The organism is Rhodanobacter sp. OR92, assembly GCF_000427545.1.
GTDB lineage: Bacteria > Pseudomonadota > Gammaproteobacteria > Xanthomonadales > Rhodanobacteraceae > Rhodanobacter > Rhodanobacter denitrificans.
Genome location: NZ_ATYF01000012.1, coordinates 294,844 through 313,462, shown reverse-complemented (window position 1 = coordinate 313,462; position 18,619 = coordinate 294,844). Strand labels below are relative to the sequence as shown.

Genomic DNA, 18,619 nt, shown 5'->3' with positions numbered 1-18,619 from the left:
GACGATGTCCTTCGGTGGCAGACAGTGATGGAAGGCCCGCGCAAGGTGTCTGGTGCAGGCTGCGCACAGTCTAGGCAAACTCGCTTACTCATGCCTTTCATTTCGCAACTGGAACCGGATGCGTTGCTCGCGGCATTCATGCTGGAGCCGCCGATCGGCTTCGTGGTGGACCATTCGCCGCAGGGCATGCCGGTCTTCGTGGCGCCGTTCGACCTCTTGACCACCGCCGACGAGGCACTGCGCCGTCGCCTGGCTGCCTTGCCGCTGTACCGCCACTGGAGCCGTCTGCTGCGCTGGCGCACCCGCTTCGCCGGCACCACCGTGACCGAGTACGCGCCGCTGCCTGCCGGCGTGTCGCCGGCGCGGCTGGCGCAGGGGCTGAAGGCTGCGTTCGGGCGCGAGTGCGCTCTGCTGATCGTGAAGGACATTGCGCAGGAGTCGCCGCTGCTGGACGAGGCGGCGAATGCCCACGCGGGTGCCTTCGCCGCGGCCTGTGCGGCGGCGGGCTTCGTGTTGCTGGAAGGCCAGGCGCTGGCCTTCGTGCCGATCGACTTCGGCTCGGACGACGACTATCTCGCGCGACTCTCGCACAGCCGGCGCAAGAATATCCGGCGCAAGCTGCGCTCGCGCGCCGACCTCGAGATCGAGACGCTGCGCACCGGCGACGCCTGCTTCCGCGACGAGGCGACGCTGGCGGCGTTCCATGCGCTGTTCGACAACGTGTATGCACAAAGCACGATCCACTTCGACCGGCTCAGCGCGGCGTTCTTCCGTCTGCTGCTGCAGGATGCGGCCAGCGGTGGCGTGGTGTTCGTCTATCGCCATGCCGGGAAGATGATCGGCTGGAACCTCTGCTACGAACACGGCGGCAAGCTGGTCGACAAGTACGTCGGCTTCGCCTACCCCGCGGCGCGCGAGCACAACCTGTACTTCGTCAGCTGGATGCACAACCTGGGCTACGCGCGCGAACGCGGCCTGACGCATTACGTGGCCGGTTGGACCGACCCGGAGGTGAAGTCCTTCCTCGGCGCGCGCTTCACCTTCACCCGCCACGCGGTGTACGCGCGCAATCCGCTGCTGCGCGCGCTGCTGCGCCGGCTCGGCAGTCACTTCGAGAGCGATCGCCGCTGGCAGACGGCGGTGGAGGCGGTCGATGGATAGGCTGGCCAACCGTCCCGTGGTGCTCGACATCGACCATTCGGTGGGGCCGCTGCCGGATCGCTTGGTGCTGCCGCTGGAGCATTGGCAGGAGTCGATCCGCTTCGGCTGTTCGCTGTCCGGCATGCAACGCTTCCGCACCATGCTGGACCAGCTGCTGCCGGAGCGCCACGGCACCGTGTTCACCGGCAGCGGCGACTTCCATCATCTGAGTTGGCCGCTGATCGAGCGCGTGCGCAGCGAGGCGCCGTTCCAGGTGGTGGTGCTGGACAACCACCCGGACAACATGCGCTTCCCGTTCGGCGTGCACTGCGGCTCGTGGGTGCGCAAGGTGGCGCGGCTGCCGCAGGTGAGCCACGTGCACGTGCTCGGCATCACCTCCGCCGACATCGGCGCCGGTCACGCCTGGGAGAACTACCTGGCGCCGCTGCTCCGCGGCAAGCTGAGCTACTGGAGTATCGGCGTGGACACCGGCTGGGCGCGCCGGTTCGGCCTGGCGCGCGCGTTCCGCGGTTTCGACACGCCCGCGGCGCTGGTCGATGCGTTCGTCGAGTTCCAGCGTACGCACGCCGCGCCGAGCTACCTCACGATCGACAAGGACGTGTTCGCCGCCGACGTGGCACGGACCAACTGGGACCAGGGCCGCCTGCAACTCGACCACGCGCGGGCGCTGATCGGCAGCCTGCGCCACGGCCTGGTCGGCAGCGACATCAACGGCGAGATCTCGCATTACCGCTACCGCAGCTGGTGGAAGCGCAAGCTGTCGGCGCTGGACCAGCAGCCGGTCATCGACCCGGCGCAGCTCGCCGGCTGGCAGGCGCAGCAGCACGCGCTGAATCTCGAACTGCTGCGGGCGATCGCGGCGCGCGTCGATGCCGCGCCCTAATCGCGCGATGGAGCCGCCATCGCGCCGGTGACGTCGCCGGCGCGCCAGATGCGCAGGCTGCCGTCGCGATAGGGCTGGCGGTACAGCGGGGTGGCCGGGTAGCGGTAGTCCGGCTCGCTGCTGATCACCCAGCCTTGCGGATGCGCATGCGCCCAGGCGGCCACCGCGGTCGGGTTGCTGGTGGCCGGGATCGGCGCGGTCAGCCGTCCGGCGAAAGTGAGCAGGCCGTACTGCGGGCCGGCGAACAGCAGCGGCACGCCAGCCTGTTGCGCGGCGGCCACGCGGCGGGCGGCCGCCGCGATGTCGTAGCGCGGGCCGGCGGCCAGCACGAAGGCGAGCTTGCCCAGCAGCAGCGCCGCCAGCATGCCGAGCGCGGCGCGGCCCACCGGCAGCAGCGGCGTCCGTCGCCCCACCACGAACGACAGCCCCACCACGACGATCAGCACGCCGCAGGCGATCGCCCCGATGCGGCCGGCATGATCGACCGCGAGCTTGCCCAGGCCGACCGCCACGGCGATGCCGATCAGCGCCAGCAGCAGCCCGACGCGCCAGCCCACCACGCGCCAGCGGCCTGCGCCGAGGCGAACCCCGCCGGCCAGCGTCAGCGCCGGCAGCAACGGCAGCAGGTAGTGCGGCTGCTTGCCGCTGATCAGGCTGAACAGCACGAAGCCGGGCACGAACGCGGCCGCCACGAAGCGGTCCAGCATCCGGCTGCCACCGGCTGCGGCGGCCTCGCCGCGCCCGATTGCCGCCACCCACGGCAGCAGCATTGCCGGCAGGATCGGCAGGTACCACCACCACGGCCGGGCGTGCGCGAAGCTCTGCACCACGCGGCCCAGCGTCTGGCGCAGGAAGATCGCGTCCGCGTACTGCGTGCCGCCCGCCCTGGCCGCGGGCAGCGCCCAGGCCAGCGCCAGCAGCACGGCGCCGAGCAGCGCGGCGAGCAGCCGCAGCCAGGTCGCCAGCGGCCGCGTCTGCGGCCGCCACCACGGTGCCAGCAGCGCCGGCACGCCGCCCACCAGCAGCGCGACCGGCCCCTTGACCAGCGTCCCCGCACCCAGCGCCAGCGCCATCGCCACCACCGCGAGCGGCCAGCGCCGGCCGGCCAGCGCTGGCGTGGCGCGCCACGCCACCAGCGTGCACAGCGTGAGCAGCATGTCGAACATCACCGTGCCGGCGTACGCCGCGAACGCGGCGCAGCCCAGCCACAGCCACAACGAGGCCTGCACGGCGGCGGGTGCGGCACCCAGCCGCCGGCCGAGCGAGGCGAGCAGCGGCAGTGTCGCCAGCGCCAGCAGCAGCTCCAGCAGGCGCGCCGCCCAGGCGTGCACGCCGGTTACCGCCCACACCAGGTTGATCAGCCAGAACAGCAGCGGCGCCTTGTCCGAATACGGCGCGCCGTCCAGCCACGGCACCAGCCACTGGCCGCTGAGGCGCATGTTCCACGCCACGGCGAGGTAGCGCGTCTCGTCGATCGGTACCGGAAACAGGAAGAACACCGGCGGCAGCAGCAGAAGCAGCGCCGCGAGCGCCTGCAGCCGTGGCTCCTCGCGGAACCGGCCGATGAAACCCGTGTGCGGTGCTGCCGTCATGGCGACCCCCCGGAACTGCGCGAGAATCCTCGCCGGCGCTTGCGTGCGGGCATCGGCGGAGCGGCGAGGCGGCGCCATTCTTGCGGGTGGAAGATTTCGTCCGCGTGAAATGCCGGCGGCAGCCGCGGCGCCGCCTCAGCCGTTGCCGAGCACGCCGCAGATCGTCTCGAAGTCCGCGTCGGTCAGCCACGGGCTGTTGCCGAGGCTGAGGCTGCGCGCGGCGAAGTCGCGGGCGTGCGGCACGTCCGCGGCGGGAACCACGTCGGCGAGATAGGGGTAGTCGGGCAGGGCGTGGATGAACAGCCGGCTGGCGCCGTAGCCGGCCGGCCACAGCTGCGCCAGCGCGGCGTCACGGCGCCGGCGGTCGGGCAGCAGCAGCAGGAAGAATGGCCAGGTGCCGCAGGCGCCGGCGGGGTCGTCGAGCACGTCGATGCCGCCGATCTGGCGCAACCGCGGCAGGCGACGTTGCGCCTGCGCGGACAGCTGGGCGAGAAACGCCGGCAGCCGCGGCACGGCATGCGAGCCCACCGCCTGCCGCCAGCGGCCGACGCGGTGCAGCGGGATCGTCGGCGGGAAGTCGTCGCCCACCGCGGCGATCTCGTCGCCGCGGCGCAGCGCGCGGCGCAGCGGCGCGCCGTAGGCCAGGCGCAGGCCCCACGGCCGGTACAGCGCGGCGTAGCCGAGCAGTTCGAGGCGGCGCCGCCACTCCCAGCCCGGCCGTTGCGGCACGCCCGCGGCGGCGCGGGCCAGCCGCTCGCGCAGCACGGGGTCGCGCGCAGCGAGCAGGCCGCCCTCGTAGATCGACAGGCCCTTGCCGGCGGCCAGGCTGAAGAAGCCCGCGTCGCCGGCCAGCCCCACGCTGGTGCCGTCGGCCCGGCGTGCGCCCAGCGCCTGCGCGGCATCCTCGATCACGTACGCGCCGACCTGGCGCGCCACGGCGAGCGCGTCGTCCACGTCGGCGACGCGGCCGGCCAGGTGGGTGGGCACGATCGCCAGCGTGCGCTCGTCGCAGGCCGCGCGCAGCGCGGACGGGTCCATGTCGTAGTGGCCGGGCCGCAGGTCGCACAGCTGCAACTCCAACCCGGCCTGCCGCACGGCGATCGCCACCAGCGGGCAGGTGTACGCCGGCACCACCACGCGGCGGCGGCGCGGCGCCAGCTCGCGCAGCGTGGCCAGCGTCAGCAGCAGCGCCGCGGTGCCGGAACAGGTCAGCTGCAGCGGCGGCGTGCCCAGCAGCGCGGCGATGTCGTCGGCCAGCGTCGGCGCCCCGGGGCGCAGGTCGGCGAGGCCCAGCGGCAGGCCGGCGGTGGGCGGCAATTCGTGGCGGCGACGGAGCAGCATGCGCGCAGCGTAGCGCGGGCGCCTAGCCGCGCGCCGGCTCGGCATCGGCTTCCGCTGGGTGTTCGCGGCTCTCGGCCAGCCCCAGGCAGACGATGCCGGCGATGATCGCCAGCGCACCCAGCGCGCGGGCAAGGGTGAGCTGTTCGTCGAACAGCCAGATCGACAGCAGCATCACCGACACCACTTCCAGGTGCGAGGCGGCGAAGGCGGGGCCGATCGGCGCACGCTTGAGCAGGGCCATCCAGGTGAAGAAGGCGCCGATGTAGCCGATCACCGCGCCGTAGACCCAGGGCTGGCCGAACACGCGCAGCAGCCACGCCAGGCTGGCCTGCACCGGCAGCGCCTGGCTGCCGGCATACTTGAAGCTGATCTGGGCGAGGGTGTCGAAGCCCATCAGCAGCAGGAAGCCGAGCAGGTAGAAGCGCTTCATGTGCCCAGCCCCACGATCGCCACGCCCAGCGTGACCAGCAGGATGCCGGTGACCCGCAGCCGGGTCAGCTTTTCGCCGAACAGGAAGCGTCCGGCGACCATGATCGCCACGATGTTGATCGAGCCCAGCAGCACGCCTTCGGACAGCGGGATCAGCGACAGGAACGCGATCCACACCAGGAACTCGATCACGTAGCTGGCCACGCCCAGCCATAGCCAGGGCCGTGATGCCATGTGCTTCCAGCGCGCCAGGCCATCACCGGCCGCTTCATCGCCGGCGGCGGCCTTGAACGCCAGCTGGCCGCCGGTGTCGAGCACGATGTTGAGCAGCCACAGGCCCGCCACGAGGGTGGAGATGGAGCCTTCCGCCGGCATCATCAGGCAGCGACGCGCTGCGTACCGTTCGACGCGACGATGCCGTCGAAGAATGCCGCCGAGCGCTCGATCAGGGTGCGCCGCTGCTTGTCGATGGTGATCATGTGGTAGCTGTCCTCGAGCAGCAGCAATTCGGTCGGTGCGCTGACTCCGCGCACCACCAGCTCGGCGTTCTTCGGGCTGGCGACGTCGTCGTCGCTGGCATGGGCGACTAGGCACGGCGCGGTCACCTGCGGCAGCTGACGCCGCACGCTGGCGGCCAGGCCGTACATTTCGGCCAGCGAGTACCACGGATTGCCGGGCAGGCCGGCGGCGGCGCTGTCGCCGCCGAGCATCGCCGCGCTGACCTGCGCGCGCAGGCGCTCGTCGCGGATGCCGTAGGGTGGCTGCTCCATGAAGCTGCGGTCGCGGCCGATGCCCAGTTTCTTCAGCAGTGGCAGCAGGAACGATAGCCGTGCCAGTTTCGGGATGCTCCAGCCGTCGTAGCGGAAGGTGGCGCCGTAGACGCCCACGCCGGCGATCCGCCCGGGCCGGTCCGCGGCCAGTTTCAGCGCCAGCAGCGCACCCATCGAGAGGCCGCCGACGAACAACTGGTCGACCTTGCCGAGCATCGCGTCGGCCGCCCGCTCGACGCTGGCATACCAGTCGCGCCAGCCGGTGGCGAGCAGGTCCTCGACGTTGCCGCAGTGGCCGGCCAGCTGCATGCCGTGCACGGTGAAGCCGGCGTTGTTCAGGCCCTTGCCCAGCAGCTTCATTTCCATCGGCGTGCCGGTGAGGCCATGGATCAGCAGCACGCCGCTGCGCCCGCCCTCGAGGAAAAAGTCGGTCTGCTGGATCACGCGCTTGCCTCGCTGGAACGAATTACGGCGATTTTCATGCCTGGCATGGTCGCAGCGGGCGGTTTCCTCAGTCTTTCGGCGCGCTGGCGGTGCCGAAGCGCACCGTCACGCGCTGGCCGATGCGCAGATCCCGGGTCGGCTCGGCGTCGGGCTGGTCGAACGCCAGCACGCATTCGACCGTGCGCGCGTTGGCGCGCACCTGCGGGTCGTTCTCCAGCGTGGCCGGCCCGTAGACCTGGCCGATGCGCAGCACGTGCGCGCGCCAGCGCGTGTGCGCGCCGCCGCTGTCGGCGACCACCTCGGCCGGCATGCCCGGGCGCACTGCCGCGGCGAAGCTGTCGTTGAGCTCGGCGCGGACGATCCGCGGTTTCTGCGGCAGCAGCACGAACAGCGGCCCGGACGCGGGCGACACGCTGGCGCCGGGCTGGGCCGACACCCGCACCACGTCGGCGTCGAACGGGGCGAGCAGGCTGCGCTGTTTCAGCTCGTAGCGGGCCTCGTCCAGTTTCTGGCCGGCGACGCTCAGGGCCGCGCGGGCGGCCTGCTGCTCCGCGTCGACCTGTGCCGCCGCCTCGTTCGCGTCGTCGGCGCTCTGGCCGTCTCCGGCACCGGCGTCGGCCGCGGCGGCCAGCCGCCGGGCGCGTTGCTTCGCCGCGGCCAGCTTGATCCCGAGCAGCTTCAGCTGCGCCTGCGCCTGTTCGCGTTGCGCCTGCGCCGCTTCGACTGCCAGTCGCGCCGGCTCGGTGTCCAGCGCCGCCAGCAACTGGCCCTGTTTGACGTGGTCGCCTTCATGCACGGCCACCGCGGCCAGCGTGCCCTCGCGCGGCATCGCCAGGCTCAGCAGGCCGCCTTCGATGTCGACCTTGCCGCGTGCCACCGCGACGTAGGCGGCCGCGGGCGAGGCGCTGCTGTCGGCCGGCGCCTGGCCGGCGGGCGAACAGGCCGGCAGCAGGCACGCGACGGCCAGCGCGAGGCCGCCGCGGCGGAGCAGTCGCGCGGCTTGCGTGCGCCGCGACGGGTGGAAGGCTGGCGGCTTCATGCGGGGTTTTCCTTGCTGTCGATGACCGCGGCGCGATTGCGCCGGTCGCTGAGGATACGGCCGTCTTCCATGGCCAGCACGCGATCGGCGTGGACGACCAGGCGCGGGTCGTGGCTGACGCACAGCACGGTGGTGCCGTGGGTATGGGCGATCCGGTGCAGGATGTCGATGATGATCTGGCCGTTGGCGGCGTCCAGCGCGCTGGTCGGTTCGTCGGCGAACAGCAGCTCGGGCTGCTTGGCCAGCGCGCGGGCGATCGCCACGCGCTGTTTCTCGCCGCCGGACAGCTCGGACGGACGCAGCTGCATGCGGTGCGCCAGGCCGACTTCCTCCAACGACTGCTGCGCGCGCCGGCGTGCCTCGTCGCGCGACAGGCCCATGTGGTTCAGCGGCAGCTCGACCTGCTCGAACGCGGACAGCGCGGGAAACAGGTTGAAGCCCTGGAACACGAAGCCGGTGTGCTGCAGGCGGAAGCGTTCCAGCGCGCGCAGGTCGAGCTGGCCCAGCTCGCTGCCGAGCGCCCGCACACGGCCGCTGTCGACCTTCTGCAACCCGCTCAGGATCGCCAGCAGGGTGCTCTTGCCGCAGCCGGACGGGCCCGAGATCAGGGTCAGTTCGCCGGCGTCGATGCTCAGCGAGAAGTGGTCCAGCACCTGCGTGCGCTGGTGGCCGGAGACGAACGCCTTGCTGACGTTCTCGGCCTGCAGCGCGGGCGTGCCCAGCGGTTCGGCGACAGGGGCGGGATGCATCGCGGCTACCTCAGCAAGGTCGCGGGGTCGGCGCGGCGCAGGCTGCGCATCGCGGCCAGCCCGGAGACGGCAGCCAGGCCCATCACCAGGATGATGCAGGCCAGCGCCGCCGGAACATTGAGGATCACCGGCACGTCCTGGCTGCGTGCCAGCAGCATCAGCACGATGCCGAGCACGCTGGCGCCGAGCAGGCCCAGTGCGCCGACCCAGAACGCCTGCTCCAGCACCACCTTGCGCAACGCGTTCACGCCCACGCCGAGCGCGTTGAGCGTGGCGTATTCACGCACCGAGCCGTTGACCGCGGCGATCAGGGTCTGGCTGGTGATCGCCGCACCGACCAGGAACACGATGCCGGCCAGGAACAGCACGCCGGCGCCGGCGCCGGTGTCGAACAGCCAGTAGCGCACCGAGAGCCGGGCGAAGTCGCCGGCGCTCCATGCCGTGTACGGGCCGAAGGCGGTGTCGCCGCGTAGGCGCGTCGCCACCACGTCGGCCTGGGCCGGGTCGCGCAGTTTCGCCACCAGGTAGGTCGGCCCGGCATCGGTCGGATCGTTGTCCAGCCGGCGCGCGGTGTCCAGCGAGCACAGCACGTTGACCCCGCCGAGTGCGCGCAGACCCGTGCTGATGCCGACCACGCGCACCTGCTGGCCGTTGATGGTGGCGGTCTGGCCGACGTCGACGCCAAGCTGGTCCTGCGCGGAGCGGTCGATCACGATCGCGTCCGGTTCGGCCAGTCGCGCGCGCAGCGCCGGCGAAAGGGTTTTGGAGAACATCAGCCCGTCGGCGGCCGGATCGATGCCGGAAACGAACACCGAGACGCCACCGGTCTCGCGCGGCCCGCGCCAGTCGCCGTCGACCCACAGGTACGGCTCGACCTGCTGCACCGCCGGATCCATCAGCAGGCGCGACTCCACGTCGGGGTCGATCGTGCGGCCCAGGCTCACGCTCTGCGTGCCGGGGTAGCCCACCCACACGTCGGCCGACGAGCCGGTGATGTACAGGCTGGTACTGCCGAAGATACCCAGCACCAGCGCGATCTGCAGCAGCTGCAGCAGGCCGGCGAAACCGACCGCCAGCATCGCCGGCAGGAAGCGCCGCCACTCGTAGATCAGCGTCTTGCGCGCCAGGGCCACCATCAGCGGGAACCTCGGAAAACCAGCCCATTCCGCGTCATTCCTGCGAAAGCAGGAATCCAGCGTCTCTTGCCTTCAATGGTCCGACGGCATTGGACCCCGGCTTTCGCCGGGGTGACGGCGTTGTTCGCGGTTCCCATCAGCGCGGCGCTCCGTGGGCGTCGGCGGGCGCCGGCGAGGCGGCCTGTTCGGTATCCGGCGCGGGCAGCGGTGCGCCGCCCAGCGCCTTGAACAGCGCCACGTAGGCGAGGCCGTGCGCAGCGCGCGCATCGGCCAGCTCGAGCGCGGCCTGGTCGGCGGCGACCCGGCTTTCGAGGCGATCGAGCGGGCCGTCCAGGCGCAGCCGGGCGCGCACCTGCACGGCCTGGTCGGCGCGCTGCAGCGCCTGCCACGCCTGCCTGTCCTGCTGTTCGCGCTGGCGTTGCTGCTGCAGGCTGCCCAGCGCGGTTTCCACCTCGGCCACGCCCTGCAGCACGGCCTGCCGGTAGGCCAGCACGCTGGCCCTCAGCTCGTGCGCCTTGGCGTGCGTGGCGGCCAGCCGCATGCCCCAGTCGAACAGCGGGATGTCGATCATCGGGCCCAGCGAGGTGATGCCGTTCGGGGTGGTCGAAATGCGATGGTTGTTGTTGATGTCGGTGGCCCAGACCATCGAGGCACCGAGGCCGACGCTGGGAAACAGCTCGGCGTGGGTCAACGCCAGTTCGCCGGCGGTGCGCAGCACGTCCGCCTCGGCGCGGGCGATCTCGGGCCGCGTGCGCAGCAGCTCGGCCGGGGTGCCGTCGAGTCGCCAGGCGCCCAGCTCGGGCGGCGCGCCCGCCTGCAGCCACGCCGGGTCGGGGTGGTTCTGCCCGAGCAGGACGGCCAGCCGCTGCGCGCTGGCGTCGATCGCCTGACGTGGTGCCGCCAGTGCGGCTTCGGCCTGCGCCCAGGCGGCCTGCGCCTGGTCCACCGCGCTGGGCGCCGCCAGCTGCAGGCGCTGCCGCGTCTGCTGCAGTTCCCACGCCTGTCGGCGCTGCCGGCTGATCTGCTGCAGCAACTGCTCCTGCTGCTGCGCGGTGCGCAGGCCGATCCATTCGCGCACCACTTCGGCGACCAGGCTGACCCGCGCGGCGTGCAGGTCCGCCACGCCGGCATCCAGGGCGCCCTGCGATTCGCGCCGGGTGCCTTCGGCGCGACCGAACAGGCCCAGTTCCCAGCTGGCATCGAAACCGGCCATCAGGAACGAGGCGCTGGCGTCCGGATCGATCGCGTCATGGGTGCGCGCGTGCAGCTCCGGCAGATAGCGGGCGTGGGCGCGTTCGTGCAAGGTGCGCACGGCACGCAGCCGCTCGACCGCCTGCGCCACGTCGAGGTTGCCGGCCAGCGCGCGATCCACCAGCGCATCCAGCGCGGGGTCGGCAAAGGCGTGCCACCAGCCATGCAGGTCGGTCGGTCGCGCCGGATCCGCGGCGACCGCATGCTGCCAGCGCGCAGGCACCGGCGGCGCCAGCCGGGGCAGCGGCGCGGCGCAGCCAGCCAGCCCGCAGGCCACGGCACCGAGCAGGCAGGTAAGCCACCCGTGCTTCGAGGTTGTCTTGCTCAGTGGCCGTGGCACGGCGTGCGCTTTCCCGGGGTCATGATCGGACGGGATACCAGGGAGGAGTGGATGGGAGGTCATCGCACGCCATTGTTGCCGAAAAATCTTTCTTCGTCCTGACGACCGCCGTAGCGGCGCGGCCGGCTCGCGGGGCGCAGCGGATCATCGCCGGTCGTCCTCATGCCGGTCGGTCGAGGATCGCCGGCGGGGCGGGGAAACGCACTTCCACGCACAGACCGCGCGACTCGCCGGGCCGGTAGACCACGTCGGCGTGATGCCGCTCGGCGATGCGCTGGACGATCGCCAGTCCCAGCCCGCTGCCTTCCTCGTTGTTGCTGGCGGCGCGGAAGAAACGCTCGCTCAGTCGCGGCAACAGCTCGGCGGGCACGCCGGGGCCGTTGTCCTCGACGCTGAGGCTGGCGCCGCCATCGGCGCGTGCCGCCAGCCTGACGGTGACGGTGCTGCCGCGGCCGGCGTAACGCACCGCGTTGTCGATCAGGTTGTCCAGCAGGTCGTGCAGGCTGGCGGCGTCGCCGAGCACGAACAGTGCCTGCCCGCCGCCTTCGTAGCCCAGGTCCACGCCGGCCCGGATGGCCTCGTGGACCCGTTCCGACACCGCTTCGGGGATGAACCGGGCGAGGTCGAGCAGGGTGCGCTCCCCGGTCTCCAGCGACGGCGCCTGCGCGCGCGTCAGCGCCAGCAGTTGCGCGGACGTGCGCGCGGCGCGCCGTACCAGTCGCTGGATGTGGAGCAGGGCGTCGGCCACTATCTCCGGCTGCGGGTTGGCCATGGCATATTCGACGTGCAGGCTCAAGCCGGTCAGCGGCGTGCGCAACTGGTGCGCGGCATCGGCGATGAAGCGGTCGTGCAGGATCAGCATGCCGCGCAGGCGGCCGAACAGCGCATCGATGGTCTGCGTCAGCGGCCGGATCTCCAGCGGTACGTCGGAGCCGTCGATCGGCGTGAGTTCGTCGGTGCGCGCGGCGAGTCGGGCGGTCAGCGGGTCGAGCACGTGCAGGCCGCGGCCGACGCCGAACCAGACCAGCGAAAGCACGCCGGCGATCAGCAGCGTCTGCGTCACGCTGGCCAGCAGCAGGATTTCGCGCGCCTGCTGGTGCCGGTCGTGCAGGGTTTCGGCGACGGTGACGACCAGGCTGTCGCCGGGGTCGCTGCGCATGGCGATGTGTACCGTGGCGGCGCGCAGGGCGTGCTTCGCCAGCTGCGCGTCGTACAGCGTCGGGCGGGCGCCGATGGCCGGCACCTGCGCGGGCTGCGGCAATTGCCCGTTGCTGGCCAGCAGGCCGTGCCGGGCACTGCTCACGGTGAAGTAGCTGTGGCCGCCCGGATCGTATTCGAGCAGGAAGCGCGCCCGCGGGGTCAGTTCGCCATCGAACCGGTCGTTGCCGAGCATCGTGGCCAGGGTCAGGGCGTCGTTGCTGAGGTCGCGGTCGTGTACCCGGTTGGCGTAGGTGAGTGCCACGCCATAGGTCAGCAGCGCATCCAGCAGCAGCAGCACGCCGACCGGGACCAGCAGCGCCAGCAGCAGGCGCCGGCGCAGGCTGGGGCGCCGCGGACGTATGCGTGGCCGGTTCATGCCTGGCTGTTCCCGCTGTCGTCGGTTTCTTCCAGCAGGTAGCCCAGCCCGCGGATCGTGCGCACGCCGGTGCCGCTGCCTTGCAGCTTGCGGCGCAGCCGGTGGATCGCGATGTCCAGGCCGTTGTCGGTCAGCTCCTGGTCCCAGTTGCACAATGCCGCGACCAGTTGGGCGCGACTGGTGACGCGATCGACCCGCGTGGCCAGCGCCTCGAGCAGGCCGAACTCGCGTGCGGTCAGTTCCAGCGGCGTCTGGCCGATCCAGGCGCGGTGCCCCGGTAGGTCCAGCCGCAATCGGCCCAGTTGTTGCAGCTCCGGCTTGCCCTGGCTATTGGCCCGGCGCAGCAGTGCCCGCACGCGGGCTTCGAACTCGGCCAGCGCAAAGGGTTTCACCAGGTAGTCGTCGGCGCCCAGGTCGAGCACGCGGATGCGTTCGGCCAGGCCCTCGCGGGCGGTCACCACCAGCACCGGCATGCCGGTGCCGCGATGACGCAGGCGGCGCAGCACTTCGGTGCCGTCCAGCGCGGGCAGGCCCAGATCCAGCACCAGCAGGTCGTAGTCATGATCGCGCAGCGCCACGTCGGCCAGGTTGCCCCGCGCGGCATGGTCCACCGCATGGCCGCCATGGCGCAGCGCCGCACAGAGGCCGTCCGCGATGGAAGGGTCGTCCTCGGCCAGAAGAATGCGCATGCGCTGGGTGCTCCCGGGATGCATGGAGATGGCTCGGCGCCAAGCTCGATGGGTTTGTTGAGATTGATTCTTGTTTGCGGTCTAATGATCGCCGGCGCAACCCGGGACACCGGATTCTGCGCTCATCGAGACCATCCATGCCGGCCGCAGTTCCCCGGGTGGCACGGGTGTGCGAATCATGGACAAGCATGGGTCAGTCGTCATCATCCGCCAACTTGCTTGAACCACGGCGCGGTACCTGCCGCGGGGGGGGCGCGGCAGCCGTGGCCGCGATGAGCAGGCACGACGCGGCGATGGCATGGCGCGCGGCGCTCGGCAACGCGATCCTGCCGGCCGGGTGGGCGCTGCTGCCGGTGGCGCTGCTGCTGTGGCACACCGATGCGCGCGATCCGGGCGCCGCACGCTGGCTTGGTGCGGCGCTGGTGCTGGCGGCGTGGCTGGGCCTGCTCGGCTGGTGGCGTCTGCGGCGCCCGCCGGCGCCGCGCAAGCCGCTGGCCGTGGCCGATACCGCCGCCGCTCGCGATCCGGTCGCGGTGGTTGCCGCGGCGCCGGTCGACGCTTCGCAGGCTGCGGTCGGCGTTCACGTGGTCTACGCCAGCCAGACCGGCTTCGCCGAACAACTCGCGCGGCAGACCCTGCAGAGCCTGCAGGCCGCAGGCATGCCGGTGCGGCTGCATGGCATCGACACCTTGACGCTCGAGGAGCTACGCCACGCCGGTCGCGTGCTGTTTGTGGTCAGCACCACCGGCGACGGCGAGCCGCCGGACAGGGCGCAGGCGTTCAGCCGTCTGGCCATGCGGCAACCGGCGCAGCTGGGCGGTTTGCGCTACGGCCTGCTCGCGCTGGGCGACAGCGACTACGAGAACTTCTGCGGCTTCGGCCGCCAGTTGCAGCGCTGGCTTGAGGCCAGCAACGCGCAGGCGCTGTTCGATCCCGTGGAAGTGGACAGCGAGGACGAGGCCAGTCTGCGTCACTGGCAGCACTGCCTGGCGATGCTCACCGGCATCAGCGACCTGCCGGACTGGCAGGCGCCGAAGTACCAGCGCTGGCGGCTGGCCGAACGGCGCCTGCTCAACCCCGGCAGCGTGGGCGAACCCTGCTTCCATCTCGAACTGCAGCCGCTGCAGGGGCGTGCGGACTGGCAGGCCGGCGACCTGGTCGAGATCGGGCCATGCCACGCGCCGGACCGGGTGGCGAGCTGGCTGGCGGCCAGCGGACTGGATGGCCGCGTGCCGGTGGCGTCGGGCAGGGAGCGGCTGCCGCTGGCCGAACTGCTGGCGCGCTGCCGGCTGCCCGAAGCTCACCAGATCGACGGGCTGGACGAGGAAGCCGTGGCGGCGAGGCTGCAACGACTGCCGCACCGCGCGTACTCGATCGCCTCGCTGCCGGGCGACGGTGCGATCCACCTGCTGGTGCGCCAGATGCGCGGCCGCGGCGGCTACCTCGGGCTCGGTTCGGGCTGGCTGACCGCGCACGCGCCGGTCGGCGCGGCGATTGCCCTGCGCGTGCGCAGCAACGTCAATTTCCACGCACCGGCGAATGCGCGGCCGCTGCTCCTGATCGGCAACGGCACCGGGCTGGCCGCGTTGCGTTCGTTGCTGAAGGCGCGCATCGTCGCCGGCCACCGGCGCAACTGGCTGTTGTTCGGTGAGCGCCATGCGGCGCACGACTTCCTCTATCGCGAGGAGATCGAGCGCTGGCTGGCGGATGGCCGGATCGAGCGCGCCGATTTCGCCTGGTCGCGCGACCAGGCCGAGCGCATCCACGTGCAGCAGCGACTGCGCGAAGCGGCCGACGAGCTGCAGCGCTGGGTCGACGCCGGCGCGGCGATGTATGTCTGCGGCAGCCTCGATGGCCTGGCGCCTGGTGTCGATGCAGTGTTGCGCGACGTGCTGGGCGATGCGCGGGTCGAACAGTTGCGGGCGCAGGGTCGCTATCGGCGCGACGTCTACTGAACCCCGCGGCATGACCTATGGCCTATGCCCGGCATGGCCGCTTGGGTGCACTCTGCGGGGATTGCTCAGGGGAGTGGCAAGATGCGGCGAATCGTACGCAAGTGGGGGCGTCTGTGCGCTGTGGTCGTGTTCTGGCCCTGGCTGGCGGCGGCGCAACAGGTCGCTCCGGCCGCATCGGCCACGCCGCCGGCCAGTGCGGCCAGCGTAGCGCTACCCGACATTCCCTTTGCGGCCGCCGACGCCGCCGCGGTCAGCGTGCCCAGTGCTGCGGATGCCTGGGGTGGCGAGCGCAGCGGCAACGAGCCGACCCTGTCCGACCGTGTGGTGAGCTATCGCATCGACGCCACGCTTGACGCGGCGAAACATGTGGTAAGCGGCCAGCAGCACATGACCTGGCGCAACCGCAGCGACCGTCCGGTCAGCAAGGTCTACTTCCACCTGTACCTCAACGCGTTCCAGAACGAGGCCAGCACCTGGTTCGCCGAGCGCAAGGTGCTCACCGCGCACGGCAGTTCGCGTGGCGCGGCGGTGCTGAAGAAAGGCGAGTGGGGCTGGATCGAGCTGAAGCAGGTGAAGCAGGGCGACGCCGCCTTGAAATGGCGCTTCGTGCAGCCTGATGGCGGCCCGGCCACTGACCAGACCGTGGCGCAGGTCGAGCTGGCCGAGCCGGTGCCGGCCGGCGGCACGCTGACGCTGGACATCGATTTTCTGAGCCAGCTGCCGCGGGTGGTCGAGCGCACCGGCTGGTTCGGCGACTTCAACCTGGTGGCGCAGTGGTTCCCGAAGATCGGCGTGCTGGAACTGCCCGGCGAGCGCGGTGCCGCCGCGCCGCGCTGGAACGTGCACGAGTTCCATTTCAACAGCGAGTTCTACGCCGACTTCGGCCTGTACGACGTGCGCCTCACCGTGCCCGGCGACTACACCGTGGGCGCGGTCGGCAAGCTGCAGGGGCCGCCGGAGACGGCGAACGGCAAGAGCACCTACCACTTCGTGCAGGGCGACGTGCACGATTTCGCCTGGGTCGCGGCCAAGGGCTACAAGACGCTGGACGGCAGCTGGCAGGGGCCTGGCAGCCCGAAGGTCGACGTGCGGGTGATCTACCCCGCCGAATACGCGGCCAGCGCCGGGCCGGTGCTCAAGGCCACCACCGATTCGCTGACGTACTTTTCGAACTCGCTGGGCGCCTACCCGTACCAGACGGTGACGGCGGTGGTGCCGCCGTACAACGCGTCGGAGGCGGGCGGCATGGAGTATCCGACCTTCTTCACCGCCGATGGCTTCGCCAAGGTCGAGCCGGGCACGCTCACGCAGTACGCGATCGATTTCGTCACCATCCACGAGTTCGGCCACGGCTACTTCTACGGCCTGCTCGCTTCCAACGAATTCGAGGAGCCAATGCTCGACGAGGGCATGAACGAGTACTGGGACGGTCGCATGACGCGCGCCAGCGGCGAGAAGATCGTGCTGGCATCGGGCTGGATGAAGCGCCTCGGCATCACGCCGGCGATGACCGGCTTTGAAGCGGAGCGGCTCAGCGCCGGCCTGCATCAGCCGCCCGATCCGCTGGGCGCGAATGCATGGGATCGACTGTCCAGCAGCAGCTACGGCACGGTGTATTCGCGCACCGCCACTGCCATGCACGACCTGGAGGAGCGCCTGGGCACGCCGGTGCTGGAGCGCGCGATGCACGCGTACTACCGGCGCTGGCGTTTCCGCCATCCGTCGACGGCCGACCTGCGCGCCACCCTGGCCGAGGTCTCCGGCAACCCGCAGGCGGTCAACGAAATCTTCGACCAGTACGTCTACGGCACCGCGCAGATCGACGACCGGGTCGCCAGCATCGACGCCACCGAAGTGCTGCCGTTGGCCGGCAGCACGCTGAAGGACGGCAAGCGCAGCGAGCTCGACGACGATGCCCTCGACAAGCGGGTCGACGAACAGCGCAAGGCCTGGAACAAGGCCCATCCGAACGCGAAGCCGGGCAGCGGGCCGTTCCCGTGGCACAGCACCGTCACCGTGCGCCGTGACGGCGTGCCGGTGCCGCAGCTGCTGCGGGTGAAGTTCGCCGACGGCAGCAGCGAGGACGTGCACTGGAACGACGGCCGCCGCTGGGCCCGCTTCGATTTCACCCGGCCGTCCAAGGTGGTCGCAGCCACGCTCGATCCCGAGCAGAAGATCTACCTGGATGCGAACAAGCTCAACGACAGCCGGACGGCCAAGGCCGACGGCAGCGCCTCGCGCCGCTGGAGCGCGGATGCCGCGTCGCTGTTGCAGGTCTTCTACGCCTTGATGGGGTCACTGTGATGATGAACAGACATGCTTCCCGGCGGGTGGATCTCGGTGCCGTGGCACGCGCGCCGCTGGCCGCCATGCAGTGGCGCCTGCTGCTGCTGTGGACGCTGTTGCTGCTGCTGCCGACCGCGGTGGTCAGCCTGCCGCTGTGGCGCAGCCTGAGCGGGCTGCTCGACCACTCCGTGCAGGCGCCAACATGGGCCGCGCAGTTCAGTCCGGTGATGTTCGGCGACACCCTGTCGGCACTGCGCGACGATACCGGCTGGCTCAGCGGCGTGGCGATCCTCGGCCTGCTGCTTACCCTGTTGCTGACGCCGTTCCTCAACGGCATGCTGGTCGGCGGTGGACGCGCCAGCCGCGTGCTGGGTTTCGGCCACCTGCTCCAGTGCGGCATCGTCGAGTACGGCCGCATGTTCCGCCTGATGCTGTGGTCGATCGTGCCGTACGCGGTGATGGCGGCGCTGATCGGTGTGGCGTTGCACATGGCCGACGGCGTCGGCGACAAGGCGGTGCTGCAAGCGCAGGCCGACCGCGCGACGCACCTGGCCTTGTTCGTCGCTGGCGTGCTGTTCGTGCTGGCGCAGGCCATGGTGGAGTCGGGGCGGGCCGCGTTCATCGCGGACGGCAACCTGCGTTCGGCCACCCGCGCCTTCGGCCGTGGCTTCATGCAGCTGCTGCGGCGCCCGTTCAGCACGCTGCTCAGCTACGTGCTGATCAGTGTGATCGGTTATGCGGCGGCGCTGGCCCTCGGCGTGGGTCGCGTGCACACCCCGGCGCTCGGCACGACCGGCCTGCTGCTGGCGGTGCTGCTGACGCAACTGCTGGTGCTGGTGCTGGGCTGGGTGCACGTGGCCCGGGTGTTCGCCCTGGCCGAAGTGGCGCGTTCGCTGTGGTCATCCCGGCGCGGCGGCGGCTTGCCGCAGGCGCTGTAGGTCGTTCTTCACCGCCTTGCCGGCACCTGCCGGCGGGGCG

Annotated in this window: 16 protein-coding genes; 5 read left to right on the top strand and 11 right to left on the bottom strand. The window is 71.3% G+C overall.

The window, feature by feature from the left end; genetic code table 11:
* Nucleotides 1-90 precede the first annotated feature (90 nt).
* Entirely contained in the window at nt 91-1,161 is a 1,071-nt protein-coding gene (locus RHOOR92_RS0106785) for a GNAT family N-acetyltransferase (RefSeq protein WP_007512146.1), read from the top strand.
* Nucleotides 1,154-2,044, top strand: a complete 891-nt coding sequence (locus RHOOR92_RS0106780; RefSeq protein WP_027489913.1) for a hypothetical protein — start codon at nt 1,154-1,156, stop codon at nt 2,042-2,044. The genes RHOOR92_RS0106785 and RHOOR92_RS0106780 overlap by 8 nt, the downstream gene beginning before the upstream one ends.
* Here the strand turns inward: RHOOR92_RS0106780 and RHOOR92_RS0106775 are convergent.
* The 11 genes from RHOOR92_RS0106775 to RHOOR92_RS0106725 all read right to left on the bottom strand — a co-directional run bounded on the left by RHOOR92_RS0106775 (nt 2,041) and on the right by RHOOR92_RS0106725 (nt 13,400).
* Nucleotides 2,041-3,636 (bottom strand): glycosyltransferase family 39 protein, encoded by a 1,596-nt coding sequence (locus RHOOR92_RS0106775; RefSeq protein WP_027489912.1) that lies wholly within the window; start codon nt 3,634-3,636, stop codon nt 2,041-2,043. The genes RHOOR92_RS0106780 and RHOOR92_RS0106775 overlap by 4 nt on opposite strands.
* 135 nt (nt 3,637-3,771) lie before the next feature.
* Nucleotides 3,772-4,977 carry a DegT/DnrJ/EryC1/StrS family aminotransferase gene (locus tag RHOOR92_RS0106770; RefSeq protein WP_027489911.1) on the bottom strand — a complete coding sequence of 402 codons (1,206 nt, stop codon included), beginning with the start codon at nt 4,975-4,977 and terminating at the stop codon, nt 3,772-3,774.
* Nucleotides 4,978-4,999: 22 nt separating this feature from the next.
* Entirely contained in the window at nt 5,000-5,407 is a 408-nt protein-coding gene (locus RHOOR92_RS0106765) for an EamA family transporter (RefSeq protein WP_007513328.1), read from the bottom strand.
* Nucleotides 5,404-5,784, bottom strand: coding sequence for an EamA family transporter (locus RHOOR92_RS0106760; protein ID WP_007513327.1), 381 nt, complete (start codon nt 5,782-5,784; stop codon nt 5,404-5,406). Before RHOOR92_RS0106760 ends, RHOOR92_RS0106765 begins: the two co-directional genes overlap by 4 nt.
* Nucleotides 5,784-6,620: an alpha/beta fold hydrolase gene (locus tag RHOOR92_RS0106755; protein ID WP_027489910.1), complete on the bottom strand. Its 837-nt coding sequence runs from the start codon at nt 6,618-6,620 to the stop codon at nt 5,784-5,786. The genes RHOOR92_RS0106760 and RHOOR92_RS0106755 overlap by 1 nt, the downstream gene beginning before the upstream one ends.
* 67 nt (nt 6,621-6,687) lie before the next feature.
* The gene (locus RHOOR92_RS0106750) at nt 6,688-7,659 is read right to left on the bottom strand and encodes an HlyD family efflux transporter periplasmic adaptor subunit (RefSeq protein WP_027489909.1); all 972 of its coding nucleotides are present in this window, start codon (nt 7,657-7,659) and stop codon (nt 6,688-6,690) included.
* Entirely contained in the window at nt 7,656-8,408 is a 753-nt protein-coding gene (locus tag RHOOR92_RS0106745; RefSeq protein WP_007513320.1) for an ABC transporter ATP-binding protein, read from the bottom strand. The genes RHOOR92_RS0106750 and RHOOR92_RS0106745 overlap by 4 nt, the downstream gene beginning before the upstream one ends.
* Before the next feature lie 5 nt (nt 8,409-8,413).
* Nucleotides 8,414-9,544 (bottom strand): ABC transporter permease, encoded by a 1,131-nt coding sequence (locus RHOOR92_RS0106740; RefSeq protein ID WP_007513318.1) that lies wholly within the window; start codon nt 9,542-9,544, stop codon nt 8,414-8,416.
* Nucleotides 9,545-9,680: 136 nt separating this feature from the next.
* Nucleotides 9,681-11,135 carry an efflux transporter outer membrane subunit gene (locus RHOOR92_RS0106735; protein WP_007513316.1) on the bottom strand — a complete coding sequence of 485 codons (1,455 nt, stop codon included), beginning with the start codon at nt 11,133-11,135 and terminating at the stop codon, nt 9,681-9,683.
* A gap of 160 nt (nt 11,136-11,295) precedes the next feature.
* The gene (locus RHOOR92_RS0106730; RefSeq protein WP_027489908.1) at nt 11,296-12,711 is read right to left on the bottom strand and encodes a sensor histidine kinase; all 1,416 of its coding nucleotides are present in this window, start codon (nt 12,709-12,711) and stop codon (nt 11,296-11,298) included.
* Complete coding sequence (locus RHOOR92_RS0106725; protein WP_027489907.1) at nt 12,708-13,400, bottom strand: response regulator transcription factor; 693 nt, start codon at nt 13,398-13,400, stop codon at nt 12,708-12,710. The genes RHOOR92_RS0106730 and RHOOR92_RS0106725 overlap by 4 nt, the downstream gene beginning before the upstream one ends.
* A gap of 272 nt (nt 13,401-13,672) precedes the next feature.
* Here RHOOR92_RS0106725 and RHOOR92_RS0106720 point away from each other — a divergent pair, with 272 nt between their 5' ends.
* From RHOOR92_RS0106720 to RHOOR92_RS0106710, 3 genes are all read left to right on the top strand, one after another.
* Entirely contained in the window at nt 13,673-15,355 is a 1,683-nt protein-coding gene (locus tag RHOOR92_RS0106720; RefSeq protein WP_007513312.1) for a sulfite reductase flavoprotein subunit alpha, read from the top strand.
* An 81-nt stretch (nt 15,356-15,436) separates the two neighbouring features.
* Nucleotides 15,437-17,659, top strand: a complete 2,223-nt coding sequence (locus RHOOR92_RS0106715) for a M1 family metallopeptidase (protein WP_037115017.1) — start codon at nt 15,437-15,439, stop codon at nt 17,657-17,659.
* The gene (locus RHOOR92_RS0106710; protein ID WP_027489905.1) at nt 17,659-18,579 is read left to right on the top strand and encodes a hypothetical protein; all 921 of its coding nucleotides are present in this window, start codon (nt 17,659-17,661) and stop codon (nt 18,577-18,579) included. The genes RHOOR92_RS0106715 and RHOOR92_RS0106710 overlap by 1 nt, the downstream gene beginning before the upstream one ends.
* Nucleotides 18,580-18,619: the final 40 nt, after the last annotated feature.

Excerpts from the sequence above, each read along its gene's own strand:
- RHOOR92_RS0106785 (WP_007512146.1), top strand. The coding sequence starts at position 91 with ATGCCTTTCATTTCGCAACTGGAACCGGATGCGTTGCTCGCGGCATTC.
- RHOOR92_RS0106780 (WP_027489913.1), top strand. The coding sequence starts at position 1,154 with ATGGATAGGCTGGCCAACCGTCCCGTGGTGCTCGACATCGACCATTCG.
- RHOOR92_RS0106775 (WP_027489912.1), bottom strand. The coding sequence starts at position 3,636 with ATGACGGCAGCACCGCACACGGGTTTCATCGGCCGGTTCCGCGAGGAG.
- RHOOR92_RS0106770 (WP_027489911.1), bottom strand. The coding sequence starts at position 4,977 with ATGCTGCTCCGTCGCCGCCACGAATTGCCGCCCACCGCCGGCCTGCCG.
- RHOOR92_RS0106765 (WP_007513328.1), bottom strand. The coding sequence starts at position 5,407 with ATGAAGCGCTTCTACCTGCTCGGCTTCCTGCTGCTGATGGGCTTCGAC.
- RHOOR92_RS0106760 (WP_007513327.1), bottom strand. The coding sequence starts at position 5,784 with ATGATGCCGGCGGAAGGCTCCATCTCCACCCTCGTGGCGGGCCTGTGG.
- RHOOR92_RS0106750 (WP_027489909.1), bottom strand. The coding sequence starts at position 7,659 with ATGAAGCCGCCAGCCTTCCACCCGTCGCGGCGCACGCAAGCCGCGCGA.
- RHOOR92_RS0106745 (WP_007513320.1), bottom strand. The coding sequence starts at position 8,408 with ATGCATCCCGCCCCTGTCGCCGAACCGCTGGGCACGCCCGCGCTGCAG.
- RHOOR92_RS0106740 (WP_007513318.1), bottom strand. The coding sequence starts at position 9,544 with ATGGTGGCCCTGGCGCGCAAGACGCTGATCTACGAGTGGCGGCGCTTC.
- RHOOR92_RS0106730 (WP_027489908.1), bottom strand. The coding sequence starts at position 12,711 with ATGAACCGGCCACGCATACGTCCGCGGCGCCCCAGCCTGCGCCGGCGC.
- RHOOR92_RS0106725 (WP_027489907.1), bottom strand. The coding sequence starts at position 13,400 with ATGCGCATTCTTCTGGCCGAGGACGACCCTTCCATCGCGGACGGCCTC.
- RHOOR92_RS0106720 (WP_007513312.1), top strand. The coding sequence starts at position 13,673 with ATGAGCAGGCACGACGCGGCGATGGCATGGCGCGCGGCGCTCGGCAAC.
- RHOOR92_RS0106715 (WP_037115017.1), top strand. The coding sequence starts at position 15,437 with ATGCGGCGAATCGTACGCAAGTGGGGGCGTCTGTGCGCTGTGGTCGTG.
- RHOOR92_RS0106710 (WP_027489905.1), top strand. The coding sequence starts at position 17,659 with ATGATGAACAGACATGCTTCCCGGCGGGTGGATCTCGGTGCCGTGGCA.